Origin of the sequence: Mesorhizobium sp. M0152 (genome assembly GCF_040322415.1) — a bacterium.
Taxonomy (GTDB): Bacteria; Pseudomonadota; Alphaproteobacteria; order Rhizobiales; family Rhizobiaceae; genus Mesorhizobium.
On record NZ_JAMYTH010000075.1, the window covers coordinates 1 to 12442 of the forward strand.

Sequence of the window (12442 nt, forward strand, 5' to 3'; positions counted from 1 at the left end):
GTAGGGGAGTAGGGGAGTAGGGGAGTAGGGGAGTAGGGGAGTAGGGGAGTAGGGGAGTAGGGGAGTAGGGGAGTAGGGCAGTCACTCCAGGCACTTCACATACTGCCTTACTGCCCTATTGCCCTACTGCCTTGCAAACCAAACGCCACGGCATCCGTGATCTCGAAGCGCTCTGAGATGCCGACGCGGATCATGCTCAGGCTGCCCTCGCGGGTGAAACGGAAATCGCCGTCCGCGTCCGAGCCGGCCGGCAGGCCGCCATCGAAGGAGATGACGCGGGTGCCGCCATCGGGCCAGGTGACGGTCACGTCGGCCTTGTCCGAGCCCTTGTGCACGACGCTTGCCGCGCAAAGGGTCATGGGTTGGCCGACATTGCGTGCGCAGGGAATTTCGATAGCGCCGGGGACAAGAGCGGCCGGCGGGGGTTCAGCCGCCGCCAGCGCCAGTCCGTAGGCATCCAGCATGGCTGTGACGGCGGCGGATTTCATGGATTTTTCGGGGGCGGCCGGATCAGCCGCGCCGAGGCGCGCGGTGAGGTCGGGCGGCGGCGCCGGCGGCGGCTGGGCGGGAGCTTCGCCGGCATCGGTCGCGGCGGCTGCGTCCGCCGGCTGGTCGGGCACGGTCGCCGGATTGACAGGCAAGAGATAGCGCGCCGGCGTCCAGCCGATGGCCTTCGGATTGTCGGACTCGATCTTGCACCATTGACGCCCGCCAATATCGTTGCAGCCGAGGTTTCTCACGCTCGCGCCAGCGGCCAGACGGGCTTCGGTCTTGCCGATCGGCGATGGCTCGCTGCGGACGTTGAGCAGGTCGTCCGGCGCCAGCCCGGTGACGATGGAGATGAAGGGCGCCTCTTCGGCATGGAGCGCCGTCAGCAGCAACGGAACGGCGATCAATGCGTAGAGCGCTTTGCGAAGTGTAATTCGGCGCCCTGTCAGGCCGTGGCAGATAGATTGTATTCCCAAAGGCACCGCCAGACCCAAAACGCTGCCGCACACGAAGCCGGTTTTATAAGCGACGGCGCGGCGCCGTGTCTACAACCGAGATGATCGGGCCTTCTCGAAGCGCTGTGGAACGCCGGCGTTCAGCCCGGCATGAGCAAAGCTGGGTGTATGAATGCAAGTGCATTCAACTGGCGTTGAATGCAAAAGCGTTCAGCCTGGCATCATGAATGCAAGTGCATTCAGCCGGGCATGAATCCGGTGCGCAGCCCGTGGGCCCATTCGGGTCGTCCCGCCTGTTCGGCCTGGCGCGCGGCGGCCTCATGGTCGTAGTCGACCGCGATCGCTTCGAAGCGGTCGGGCCGGCTGGCGCTGCCCAAGGTGACGATGCCGTAGCGCGCGTGCGGCGAGCCCTGTTCGGAGACATGCGCCGGCGGCGTCGAATCGTCGTAGGCGGGGCAGCCGATGCTGCCCGGATTGAAGATGACGGGGCCGTCGGGGATGCGGATCAGCTCGGCGCGGTGGCTGTGGCCGCACAGCGCGATGCGGCAGGGGTCGAGCGCCTTCAGCCGCCGCCGGATCGCAGCCAGCGGCGCGCGCACCAGCCGGCCATCGGCGATCGTATCGAGCAGGTATTTCTCGTCATGGTCGGGGCGGGCGTGGAAGGCGATCACGCCGGGCGCGATCTCCAGCGTCAGCGGCTGGGCGAAGAGCACCTGGCGCTGCGCCTCCGTCAGGCGTTCCTGCGCGTAGACGTCGGAAGCCCACATGGTCTCGTCGGCCGGATCCACGGCGACGCGGCGGTCATGGTTGCCGCGCACCGTTGGCAGGTTCAGCGCTTGCAGCCGGTCAAACGTCTCGCGCGGCCATAGCGGGCCGGAAACGCTGTCGCCGAGATTGACGGTCAGGTCGGCACCGCCGCGTTGGCGCAGATCGTCAAGCACGGCGTCGAGGGCGAGCACGTTGCCATGGATATCGGCGAGGACGGCAATGCGCATTTTTGGGAGGCTCCGTAGGTTCACAAATGGCTGGTCAGAAAAGCAAACCTATCGGGACTTGGGTTCCTCGCCCTACGGGAGTGTCGCTTCGCGAGGGAGAGGACAGCTTTAAACCGGCACTTCCAAATCATGGCCGCCAACCGCCGGCAGCGCGGGGTCGTCGCCGGCAGCGGCAATGACGCTGTCGAGCAGGCCGGGGAAGCGGGCGTCGAGGTCGGCGCGGCGCAGCGTGATCATGCGGTTGGTGCCGACCACCTCGGCGCGGGTGACGCCGGCCTCGCGCAATTTGGCCAGGTGATAGCTCAGATTGGTCTTCGAGCCGAACTCGAGGAACTGGCTGCAGTTCAACGGCACGCCCTGCTTGCTGGCGAGATAGCGCACGATGGCGAGCCGCGTCGGATCGCCGAGCACGCCAAGCACGACCGGCAGGCTGATCTGGTCCGTATTGGGGTGGGGCAAGGTCATGGCTGGAACCTAAGCGCAGTTCCGACCGATTTCAACGCGTCTGTCCCGTCCCGGCCGTACATCGTTCCTCCGTTTCGCGGCCGCGCTGGCCCAGCTGCTGACACAGTGCTGTCAGGATGGTTCTGCTATTTTTCCCTGGCTCATTGACAGGATGCCTTGTTATGTCCAATTGTTCAATAACCTTTGAACTAAGGACATTCCCATGGACAAGCGTCTCTTCTGGCTTGCGCTCGGATCGTTCACGATCTCGACCGAAGGTTTCGTCATCTCCAGCCTTCTGCCCGACATCGCCCGGGATGCCGGCATTTCCATCCCGCTCGCCGGCACGCTGATCACCGCTTTCGCGCTCGCCTATGCGATCGGCACGCCGGTCCTGGCGACGCTGACCGGCGAATGGGACCGGCGCCGTGTCATCCTGTGGACGCTGGTGTTTTTCGTCATCGGCAACATCGCAGCGGCGATGAGTTCTTCCTTCGAGATCTTGCTGATCGCGCGCATCGTCATGGCGCTGTCGTCGGGCCTGTTCGCGGCGACCGCGCAAGGCACCGCGGTGGCGCTGGTCGACGACCATCACCGGGCCCGCGCCATTGCCGTCGTCGTCGGCGGAACCACGGTGGCGGTCGCGGTCGGCGCGCCGCTCGGCGCGCTGATCGCGGCGATCGCCGGCTGGCGCGGCACGTTCTATGCCATTGCCGGCCTTGGCGCGCTTGCCGGCGCCATCCTGTGGTACCGGCTGCCGCGCGGCATCGTCGGCACAAAGCTGCCCTTGAAGCGCCGGCTGGCGGCGGCGGTGCGGCCCGGCGTGATGCCGATCCTGGTGACGACATTGCTGGCGCTGATTGGCGCCTTCAGCGTCTTTGCCTATGTCGCGCCGCTCGCCATCGAGGGCGGCGGGCTGAGCCAGATCGCGCTGCCCGGCATGCTGCTCGCCTTCGGCATCGGCGCCGTTATCGGCAACATTGCCGGCGGCCAGGCGGCGGACCGTTTCGGCGCCACCCGCACCGTCGGCTGGTCACTGGTGCTGAGTGCCGCCATGCTGGTCATGCTGTCGGTCATCCCGACCTTCCTCCCGCGACACATCGCCGGACCGGCGCTGATGGCGATGATGGTGCCGTGGGGCATCGTCGGCTGGGCCTTCCCGCCGGCGCAGGCCAGCCGCATCATCAAGCTCGCCCCGGACGCTGCCCCGATCGTGCTGTCGCTCAACGCCTCGGCACTCTATCTCGGCGTGGCGCTCGGCGCGGTGGTCGGCGGCGTAGTGCTTCGCTTTGGCGCGCCGGCCGATCTCGGCCTGGTCGCGGCAGTTTTCCCGATCATCGGGCTCGGCATCATACTGGCCGGCCGGATGCTGGCGAGGCCAGTTGCCATGCCTGCCGAGTAGACCTTGCTGAAGCCGTCGGCCAGCTCAGGCCGGCGGCCGGTCGAAATCCAGCGCGGCGATCTCGTCCAGTGCGGCGGGAGCGCCGACCCAAGCTCTGCAAGGCGCGCTGTTCTCGTTCAGGACAAAGAAGCTGCCGCGGCGTTTGCCTCTACGCCGACCGCCACATCGGAATGATCGATGCGGCAAGCACCAGGCCAAGCACGATGTTGAGCGCGCGCCATTGCCACTCGGTCTTGAGCAGGCGGGCAAGCAGCATGCCGGCCACGCACCACAGCGACAGCGAGGCAGCCGCCGCAAGGCCAAAGGTGGCGCCGAGCAGCAGCGCAAGCTGCATCGGTCCGCTGGCCAGTGCCGCGAACGAGGCCGCAGCGCCCAACCCCATGGCCCAGCCCTTCGGGTTCATCCACTGGATGCCGGCGCCGCCGAGAAAGCTGTTCGGCTTGGCCATGGTCACATCCAGATCGGGCGGCCCGCTGCGGCCGATCTTGATCGCCAGCCAGACGAGATAGAGCGAGCCGGCGATCTTCATCGCCAGTTGCAGCGAAGGCAGGGCGAGCAGCAGGCCGGCAAGCCCGGCGGCGGCGGCGGCCGTCACGGTGGCGAGGCCGGCGGCGCTGCCGATCAGCAAGGGAACGGATCGGCGAAAACCGAACTGCGCACCGGACGCCGTCGACAATGTCGTGGCGATGCCGGGCGTGGTGGTGGCAACGATCGCAAACAGGACGAGGGGAATGATAGGCTCGATCATGCGGCTTCCTCTGAAGCGCTTCGACGCGCTTTTTTTTCATGCCAGGGCTGCATTGTAGCCACGTGCCAACTTCAGTAAATGCAATGTTTGCCATGGTCGGCATTAGCAAGCATAATGCTAGCCATGCGAAATCTCGACATGGCGCTGATCCGCACCTTCGTCACCGTCGCCGACAAGGCCAGCATGACGGCGGCGGCCAACGCGCTGCACCTGACGCAGGGCGCCGTCAGCCAGCAGGTCAAGCGGCTTGAGGAGGCGCTCGGCTCCAGCCTGTTCGAGCGCGACCGGCGCGGCCTGCGGCTGACCCGCGCCGGCGAGCGTCTGTTCGGCAAGGGCAAGCGGCTGCTTGGCCTCAATGACGAGATCTGGAGCGAGATGGCGGGCACCGCGGTGGCCGGCCAGGTGCGGCTCGGCGTGCCCTACGACCTAGTCGGCACCTTGCTGGCGCCGGTGCTGAAGGCCTATGCCGAGACCTATCCGCAGGTCGAGATATCACTGGTCTGCGCCTCGTCGCCGGAGCTGACGGCGGCGCTCGCGGCCGGAACCATCGACCTTGCCGTGATCGAGGAACGGGTCGGCCCGACGGCCGGCGAGTGCCTTGCCGTCGACCGGCTGGTGTGGGTCGGCGCCAAAGGCGGCGTTGCCCGGGCCAAGCGGCCGCTGCCGGTCTCGATCGTCGCCGACACCTGCGCTTTCCGCCCAGCGGTGCTTTCGGCGCTCAGCGAGCATGGGTTGGAGTGGCGCACGGTGTTCGAGAACGGCAATATCGATGCGACGACGGCGACGGTCCGTTCGGATCTTGCCGTCACCGCCTGGCTGGCCTCCACGGTACCGCCCGATCTCGACATATTGCCGTTCGAGACCGGCCTGCCGCCGCTGCCGAATTTTTCGATCAATTTGCATCTGCCTGGGCATGGCGCGGCGCCGGCCGTGCAGGAATTCGCGCGGCATATACGCGACGGGCTGGCGCGGCGGCCACAGGCGGCTTGAGGGGCAGGGCCCGGGTTCCTCTCCCCCGTCCGGGAAGGGCGAGGAACCCAGGTCGTGCTACTTCCAGTTCTTGCGCCGCTCGACCTCGGCATCCGACGGCTTGTCCTGGGCGAATGACCCAGTCTTGATCTCGCCCGCGCGCTCGTAGGTCGCCATGATGACGCCGGTGCTGGAAGTCTGCGACTTGGTAAGCTTGAAGGCGGCCGGCATCGCGTCATCGCCGAACAGCCGCTTGCCCTTGCCCAGCAACAGCGGGAAGATCATCAGCCGGATCTCGTCGATCAGCCCGTTGGCGAGCAAGGTCTGGATCAGATTGCCCGATCCCTGGATGAGCAGGTCAGGTCCATCTTCCTGCTTGAGGCGGCGCAATGTCGCGACGATATCCGGCCCAAGCGATTGCGTGTTCTGCCAGGCGAGGGTATCCGGCCGATGCGTCGCCACATATTTGGTCGCAGGGTTGAAGGCATCCGCGATCGGATCTTTCTGGTACGGCCAGTAAGCGGCGAAGATGTCGTAGGTTCTGCGGCCGAGCAGCAGGGCAAAGGGCTTGGAGAATAATTCATCGATTGCCGCGCCCGCCACCTCGTCAAAGTAGTGGAACGTCCAGCCGCCGAACTTGAAGCCGCCGACCGGATCCTCTTCCGGGCCGCCCGGCGCCTGCATGACGCCGTCGAGGCTGATGAATGTCGCGGCGATGATCTTTCTCATTTGTGCTCTCCTGTTGTGTCCATCCACGCCGTCGCGGCCGGACTATGGCCCAAGGACGGACGGCCCGCACCGGTTCCGACAGGGTCCAGCAAATTTTTGGGCAAGCGCGCCCATTGCCGCGTCAGTTGCCGGGTTTGGCGCCAAGCGCTTTCGACGAGAACCAGACGTCGCCGAGGATGGCGGTGGCGGTGCGGTCCGGCGCCCTGTCGCTCGTCAGCCAGATCGAGCGGCTGCGCACGGCCTGCCCGGTTGTCGGGATTTTCGCCGCGAGATCCGCGACCGAGGCGCCGAAGCATGGAATGAACCAGGAGCGCATGAACGGGTCGCAGGCAAAACCCTTTTCGGTGCGGGTCACCATCACCGCCAGCGGCACGCGTTCGGCCGGACGCCAGGGGAAGATCATGCGGCCGCCGGGGCGCAATGCCTTCAGCCATGCGGCCGGGGGTGCCGCGACGCCGGCGTTGACGTAGACGATGTCGGACGGCGGCAACGGCGCCGTGACGGCATCGCCATGGACGACGGTCGCATTGGCGTAGTCTTCGAGATTTTTGCGCGCGAGGCCGGCCAGGTCTTCATCGAGTTCCAGGGCGGTCACAGTGCCGCCGGGTGAAACCAGCCTAGCCAGCAAAGCGGTGTAGTAGCCGGTGCCGGCGCCGATGTGAGTGACGGCCTCGCCGGGTTTCGGTGCCAGTTTTCCGATCCACATGGCGTGCAGGAACGGTCCGCCATTGTTGATGCCCTTGTCGGTGTCGAGCGCCACCAGCACGTTCTGGTAGATGTGGCCCGGGTCAGCGCTTGGCGTCGTGACCACGCCCTTGCCGGCAATCACCCTCCATGGCCCGGGGCCAAGAAAGGCCTCGCGCGGCACCTCGGCGAAAACCTCCTCCAGGCGCGGATCGGGCGAGCCGGCGTTGGCGGCCATGAGCCGCGCGTAGAACCTCCTGATGTCTTCGATCCTGGCCATGACGCAGGAAGATAGCGCGGATTGGTTTGCCGCGGGAACTAGCTCCGCGGCAGAGATGGGCGACTTCTCGGCGAGGCCGACCTCAGCCGACCCCGAACATCGTGTCGTAGAGCAGCTTGAAGTTGAGCACGAGGATGACCGCGGCGACGATCCAGGCCAGTGCGGCAACGCCGCGCGGAATGGCAAGGCTGCCCATCTTCTTCCTGTCGGAAACGAACTGCACCAGCGGGATGACCGCGAAGGGCAGTTGCATCGACAGGATCACCTGGCTGAACACCAGCAGCTGGCCGGTGCCTTTTTCGCCATAGAGCGCGGTGACGATCACCACCGGGATGATGGCGAGGCCGCGCGTCAGCAGCCGGCGCGCCCATTGCGGAATGCGCAGCCGCAGGAAACCTTCCATGACGATCTGACCGGCCAGCGTCGCGGTCACCGTCGAGTTCAGGCCCGACGCGAGCAGCGCCACGGCGAACAAGATCGAGGCGATGCTGAGGCCCAGCAGCGGCGACAGCAGCTCGAAGGCCTGGCCGATCTCGGCGACATCGTGATGGCCGGTGTCATGGAAGGCCACGGCCGACACGATCAGGATGGCGGCATTGACGAACAAGGCCAGCATCAGAGCGATGGTGGAGTCCGTGGTTGCCCATTTGATGGCGTCGCGCTTGCCGGCTTCGGTGCGTTCATAGGCACGCGTCTGCACGATGGAGGAGTGCAGATAGAGATTGTGCGGCATGACCGTGGCGCCGATGATGCCGATGGCGATGTAGAGCATCGCCGGATTGGTGACGATTTCCGACGACGGCACGAACATGGCGTGCAGGATCGTTCCGGCGGGCGGGGCGGCGACGAATATCTGGATGGCGAAGCAGCTGAAAATGATGATCAGCAGCGCGATGACGAAGGCTTCCAGATAGCGGAAACCCTTGTTCATCAGGAGCAGCACGAGGAAGGCATCGAGCGCGGTGAGCATGGCGCCGCCGATCAGCGGAATGCCGAACAGGAGCTGCAGCGCGATCGCGGTGCCGATCACCTCGGCGAGGTCGCAGGCGATGATGGCGAGTTCGCAGGCGATCCACAGCACGAAATTGACGGGACGGGGATAATAGGCGCGGCAGGCCTGGGCGAGGTCGCGGCCGGTGGCGATGCCGAGCCGGGCGGCCAGCGCCTGAAGCAGGATCGCCATCAGGTTGGACAGCATGATGATGAACAGCAGCGTGTAGCCGAACTGGGCGCCGCCGGCGAGGTCAGTCGCCCAGTTGCCGGGATCCATATAGCCGACCGAGACCATGTAGCCCGGGCCCATGAAGGCGAACAGGCGACGGAACCAGACGCCCGAACTCGGCACCGCGATGGAGGAATTGACCTCGCGCAGGCTGGGCTGGTCGTCCTCGTCCCGTCTGGCGAAATGCCAAGCGGACCGGGGGGCTGTGACTTCTGCTTCTGACATGGAAGGGCTTTCCGCGGCCTTTGGAGATGCCTTTAATCTACGCTCGGGCTCAACATTATGCAATATGCTATATTTCATTGTATATGCTTTTTGCCGAGGCGGACCAATCCTGCCAAACGCACAATCGCGGACGCCGGTTGCACCTCTCGCAAAATGCAAATAAACGGCCTGAAGAATCAGAGCCCGTGCTATGAAAGCGTGGACGGCCGAACTCCCGGAAGGATCGCGCATTGGCGCTGAAGAACAGACCGGTCCCGCGCGAAAAGCCGCTGCCCGACGCCGACGTTCATTCGGAAGGCTTCCGGCACACGCGCGAAGCGCGCCGCAGTGCCCTCGTCGAGGACTATGTCGAACTGATCGCCGACCTGATCGAGGACGGCAACGAGGCGCGGCAGGTCGACATCGCCGCACGTCTCGGCGTCGCCCAGCCGACGGTGGCCAAGATGCTGACCAGGCTGTGCGCCGACGGGCTGGTGTCGAGGAAACCCTATCGCGGCGTGTTCCTGACCGATGCCGGCCGCAAGGTCGCCGAGGAAAGCCGCATCCGCCACCAGACGGTGGAAGCCTTTTTGCGTTCGCTCGGCGTCAGCGCCGAGACGGCGCGCATCGATGCCGAGGGCATCGAGCACCACGTCAGCGCCGAGACGCTGGAAGCATTTCGCAAGGCGATGACGGCGCGCTGAGGACTTTGCCAGGCTCCATTCCTCACCCACGGGCGGAGCGGCGCTTCGCGTTCGCTTCGCCCGTGGATGACGAAGACCGTTGGTCTACCGGAACAGTCTCGGCCAGTGCGCTGAAACCGCCATGCCAGCGCGGCGGCGGCCGCGAAAAATGCTGTGACTTGGGACTATCGTTGGGATAATTGTTTTTCGGATTGAACCGGCCTTACCGGAACAACGGCGAAGCGCGAGGAGTTGCCATGCTCTGGAGAGGCCGTCGTCAGAGTGACAATGTCGAGGACGCCCGCAGCGACAGCGGCGGTGGGCTGGGCGGTGGCAGCCCCGGCCAGTTCCGCATCCCGATCGGCGGTCGCGCCGGTGGCGGTTCGAGTATCTTCCTGGTCATCCTGGTGGTGCTGGCCGGCTGGTATTTCGGCTTCGATCCGTCGACGATCCTGGGCGGTGGCGACGGCGGACTGCTGCCGGGCGGCGGCGGCCAGATCACCGACAACAGCGGCGGCCAGGACGGCGGCACGGGTACACCCGCCAGCGATGAGATGAAGCAGTTCGTGGCGACCGTGCTGGCCGAGACCGAAGACACATGGACCGGCATCTTCAAGTCGCAAGGCTTGACCTATGAGGACCCGAAGCTCGTGCTGTTCAGCGGCCAGGTTCGTTCGGCCTGCGGCTTTGCCTCGGCGGCCGCCGGACCCTTCTATTGCCCAGGCGACCACAAGGTCTATCTCGACATGACCTTCTTCCAGCAGCTCGACCAGCAGTTCGGCGCCTCGGGCGAGTTCGCGCGCGCCTATGTCATCGCACATGAGATCGGCCACCACGTGCAGAACCTGACCGGCATCATGTCAAAGTTCAACCAGATGCGGCAAAGCATGGGTGAGGCCGAGGCCAACCAGATGTCGGTGCGCATCGAGCTGCAGGCCGACTGTTTCGCCGGTGTGTGGGCGCACTACACCGGGCAGAAAGGCATATTGGAGCAGGGCGACATCGAGAGCGCGCTGAACGCCGCCAAGCAGATCGGCGACGACACGCTGCAGAAGAAGATGCAGGGCTATGTCGTGCCGGAAAGTTTCAACCACGGCACCTCGCAGCAGCGGCAGACCTGGCTGGCGCGCGGCTACAAGAGCGGCAAGCTCTCGGACTGCAACACGCTGAGCGGGCCGATCTGAGAGACTGTTTGGAAATTCCACTCAGGCGGCTATCCGATGGCGTTCTGCGCGCTCCTTCGGTGCCGCGCGTCCCTCGGACCGCAAGGCTGATCTGACCGCGAGGGCGTCGTCAGGGGATGTCAGGATGGTGAACATCCTGGTTGTTCCCGTATTGTTCTCTGTGCCGGGATCGCGTATAAGGTGGGTCCCCTAAAGTGCGTCACGTTGAAACGAATTCGGTCGACGCGCTTTAGGTCTTTGTTTTTGTGCATGTCGTTGTCCCAAACCGCTACGCCATTTTTGGGCGACAGCCCAGGGCGGTCAGAGGAGCTTGACCCATCATGATCGACCCCAGAACCGCCAGGCGGGGCCTTGCGCTCGTTTTCACCACGCTGCTGCTCGACATTATCGGCTTCGGCATCATCATGCCGGTGCTGCCGGCCTATTTGCAGGAATTGACCGGCGTCGGCATCAGCGAGGCGGCGATCGAGGGCGGCTGGTTGTTCTTCGTCTATGCGGCGATGCAGTTCTTTTTCGCGCCGATCATGGGCGGCTTGAGCGACCGGTTCGGACGGCGGCCGAACCTGCTCGCCTCGGTGCTGACCTTCTCCATCGACAATTTGATCTGCGCCGTCGCCTGGTCCTACCCCATGCTGTTCATCGGGCGCGTACTGGCCGGCATTTCCGGCGCCAGCTATTCGACCACATCGGCCTTCATCGCCGACATCTCGAACGATGAGAACCGGGCGAAGAATTTCGGCCTGCTCGGCATCGCCTTCGGCGTCGGCTTCGTCATCGGGCCAGTGCTCGGCGGGCTGCTCGGCACGTTCGGACCGCGGGTGCCGTTCTATTTCGCCGCCGGCCTTGCCTTGGTGAATTTCCTCATCGCGCTGTTCCTGTTGCCGGAAACGCTTGATGAAAAGCACCGCCGCCGCTTCGAGTGGAAGCGCGCCAATCCGGTCGGCACGCTCCTCCAGATGCGCCAATACAAGGGCATCGGCTGGATCGGGCTTGTCTTCTTCCTGATGACGCTCGGCCACATGATGTATCCGGCGGTATGGTCGTTCGTCTCCAGTTACCGCTATGGCTGGAGCGAGCAGCAGATCGGCTTCTCGCTCGGCGCGTTCGGCCTGTGCGGCGCGATCGTCATGGCGACGGTCCTGCCGCGCGTGATCCCCAGGCTTGGCGAGTGGAGGACGGCGGTGATCGGCCTTGCATTCACCGCGCTCGGTGCCTTCGGCTACGCCTTCGCGTCGCAAGGCTGGATGATCTACGCGGTGATCGTCGTCGGCTGTCTCGAAGCGCTGGCCGACCCGCCGCTCAGGAGCCTCGCCGCCGCCAAGGTGCCGCCTTCGGCACAGGGCGAACTGCAAGGCGCCATGACGTCGATCTTCTCGATCACCTCGATCGTCACGCCGCTGCTCTACACCGCGATCTTTTCCTGGTTCACGGGGCCGAACGCGCCCGTGATCTTCGGCGGCGCGCCCTATCTGGTCGGCGCGGTTTTCCTGACGCTGGCGCTCATCGTCTTCGTCACCAAAGTGGCAAGGCCCGTGACACGCGCAAGCGTCACGACCTCGGACGATCGAGTACAGGTATGAGCCGTGGCGGGCCGGGAGCAGACTAGAATTCGATCCATTCACCGGGAACATCCAGCGCCTTCGCCAGCATCGCGCTTGTCTGCGCCGAGGGTTTGCGGCGATTGGACTCGAGGTCCGACAGGAAACCCTGGCTGACATCAATGGCAGCAGCCAATTCGGCTTGCGTCAGCTGGCGCCAGTTGCGCAGCGCCTTGAGCCGGCTGGAGCCAAGCAAGATGTCCATGGTCACGTCAGCGGCCTTTCCTCTACCCCGTCGATCGGGGGAGAGGTGTCGCGCCAAGCTCGACCGAGTGGGGGTAGACCGGCTCGCCCTGCCTGCAAGCTTGTCGGCGGCGTTACCGTCGAGGGCCGGCTTCCCCCCCACCGTGGCGGGG

The 12442-nt window shown here is 65.3% G+C and carries 13 protein-coding genes; 5 read left to right on the top strand and 8 right to left on the bottom strand.

The features are described from left to right. Positions 1-107: 107 nt before the first annotated feature. The 3 genes from NKJ26_RS32250 to NKJ26_RS32260 all read right to left on the bottom strand — a co-directional run bounded on the left by NKJ26_RS32250 (position 108) and on the right by NKJ26_RS32260 (position 2404). Positions 108-896 (bottom strand): SH3 domain-containing protein, encoded by a 789-nt coding sequence (locus NKJ26_RS32250; protein ID WP_502903259.1) that lies wholly within the window; start codon positions 894-896, stop codon positions 108-110. A 287-nt stretch (positions 897-1183) separates the two neighbouring features. Then, positions 1184-1939: a metallophosphoesterase family protein gene (locus tag NKJ26_RS32255; protein WP_352699812.1), complete on the bottom strand. Its 756-nt coding sequence runs from the start codon at positions 1937-1939 to the stop codon at positions 1184-1186. A 108-nt stretch (positions 1940-2047) separates the two neighbouring features. Beyond that, positions 2048-2404, bottom strand: coding sequence for an ArsR/SmtB family transcription factor (locus tag NKJ26_RS32260; RefSeq protein WP_352606926.1), 357 nt, complete (start codon positions 2402-2404; stop codon positions 2048-2050). 202 nt (positions 2405-2606) lie between these two features. On the opposite strand from NKJ26_RS32260, the gene NKJ26_RS32265 reads away from it, so the two are divergent. Next, a complete protein-coding gene (locus NKJ26_RS32265) occupies positions 2607-3785 on the top strand; it encodes an MFS transporter (protein WP_352699814.1) in 1179 nt (392 codons plus the stop codon). Between the two features lie 148 nt (positions 3786-3933). On the opposite strand, the gene NKJ26_RS32270 is transcribed toward NKJ26_RS32265, so the two are convergent. Beyond that, complete coding sequence (locus tag NKJ26_RS32270) at positions 3934-4533, bottom strand: LysE family translocator (RefSeq protein WP_352699816.1); 600 nt, start codon at positions 4531-4533, stop codon at positions 3934-3936. A gap of 123 nt (positions 4534-4656) precedes the next feature. On the opposite strand from NKJ26_RS32270, the gene NKJ26_RS32275 reads away from it, so the two are divergent. Next, complete coding sequence (locus tag NKJ26_RS32275; RefSeq protein ID WP_352699818.1) at positions 4657-5523, top strand: LysR substrate-binding domain-containing protein; 867 nt, start codon at positions 4657-4659, stop codon at positions 5521-5523. A 57-nt stretch (positions 5524-5580) separates the two neighbouring features. Here the strand turns inward: NKJ26_RS32275 and NKJ26_RS32280 are convergent, their stop codons facing one another. The 3 genes from NKJ26_RS32280 to NKJ26_RS32290 form a co-directional block, all read right to left on the bottom strand. Next, on the bottom strand, positions 5581-6231 hold the full coding sequence (locus tag NKJ26_RS32280; RefSeq protein ID WP_352699820.1) for a dihydrofolate reductase family protein: 651 nt from the start codon (positions 6229-6231) through the stop codon (positions 5581-5583). A 121-nt stretch (positions 6232-6352) separates the two neighbouring features. After that, positions 6353-7195 carry a protein-L-isoaspartate O-methyltransferase family protein gene (locus NKJ26_RS32285; RefSeq protein ID WP_352699822.1) on the bottom strand — a complete coding sequence of 281 codons (843 nt, stop codon included), beginning with the start codon at positions 7193-7195 and terminating at the stop codon, positions 6353-6355. A gap of 82 nt (positions 7196-7277) precedes the next feature. Further along, entirely contained in the window at positions 7278-8642 is a 1365-nt protein-coding gene (locus NKJ26_RS32290; RefSeq protein ID WP_352699824.1) for an Nramp family divalent metal transporter, read from the bottom strand. A 230-nt stretch (positions 8643-8872) separates the two neighbouring features. Here NKJ26_RS32290 and mntR point away from each other — a divergent pair, with 230 nt between their 5' ends. The 3 genes from mntR (at position 8873) to NKJ26_RS32305 (ending at position 12068) form a co-directional block, all read left to right on the top strand. Continuing rightward, a complete protein-coding gene (gene mntR, locus NKJ26_RS32295) occupies positions 8873-9325 on the top strand; it encodes a manganese-binding transcriptional regulator MntR (protein WP_352606911.1) in 453 nt (150 codons plus the stop codon). Between the two features lie 236 nt (positions 9326-9561). Further along, complete coding sequence (gene ypfJ, locus NKJ26_RS32300; protein ID WP_352606909.1) at positions 9562-10488, top strand: KPN_02809 family neutral zinc metallopeptidase; 927 nt, start codon at positions 9562-9564, stop codon at positions 10486-10488. 320 nt (positions 10489-10808) lie between these two features. Next, positions 10809-12068 (top strand): TCR/Tet family MFS transporter, encoded by a 1260-nt coding sequence (locus NKJ26_RS32305; RefSeq protein ID WP_352699826.1) that lies wholly within the window; start codon positions 10809-10811, stop codon positions 12066-12068. A gap of 22 nt (positions 12069-12090) precedes the next feature. On the opposite strand, the gene NKJ26_RS32310 is transcribed toward NKJ26_RS32305, so the two are convergent. Next, positions 12091-12442, bottom strand: a 352-nt coding sequence (locus tag NKJ26_RS32310; RefSeq protein WP_352699828.1) for a helix-turn-helix transcriptional regulator, incomplete at its 5' end; no start/stop codon positions are given.

What these genes read in the sequence shown, in the direction of transcription:
- NKJ26_RS32275 (WP_352699818.1), top strand. Translation starts at nt 4,657, where the DNA reads ATGCGAAATCTCGACATGGCGCTGATCCGCACCTTCGTCACCGTCGCC.
- NKJ26_RS32280 (WP_352699820.1), bottom strand. Translation starts at nt 6,231, where the DNA reads ATGAGAAAGATCATCGCCGCGACATTCATCAGCCTCGACGGCGTCATG.
- NKJ26_RS32260 (WP_352606926.1), bottom strand. Translation starts at nt 2,404, where the DNA reads ATGACCTTGCCCCACCCCAATACGGACCAGATCAGCCTGCCGGTCGTG.
- ypfJ (WP_352606909.1), top strand. Translation starts at nt 9,562, where the DNA reads ATGCTCTGGAGAGGCCGTCGTCAGAGTGACAATGTCGAGGACGCCCGC.
- NKJ26_RS32290 (WP_352699824.1), bottom strand. Translation starts at nt 8,642, where the DNA reads ATGTCAGAAGCAGAAGTCACAGCCCCCCGGTCCGCTTGGCATTTCGCC.
- NKJ26_RS32285 (WP_352699822.1), bottom strand. Translation starts at nt 7,195, where the DNA reads ATGGCCAGGATCGAAGACATCAGGAGGTTCTACGCGCGGCTCATGGCC.
- NKJ26_RS32265 (WP_352699814.1), top strand. Translation starts at nt 2,607, where the DNA reads ATGGACAAGCGTCTCTTCTGGCTTGCGCTCGGATCGTTCACGATCTCG.
- NKJ26_RS32270 (WP_352699816.1), bottom strand. Translation starts at nt 4,533, where the DNA reads ATGATCGAGCCTATCATTCCCCTCGTCCTGTTTGCGATCGTTGCCACC.
- NKJ26_RS32255 (WP_352699812.1), bottom strand. Translation starts at nt 1,939, where the DNA reads ATGCGCATTGCCGTCCTCGCCGATATCCATGGCAACGTGCTCGCCCTC.
- NKJ26_RS32305 (WP_352699826.1), top strand. Translation starts at nt 10,809, where the DNA reads ATGATCGACCCCAGAACCGCCAGGCGGGGCCTTGCGCTCGTTTTCACC.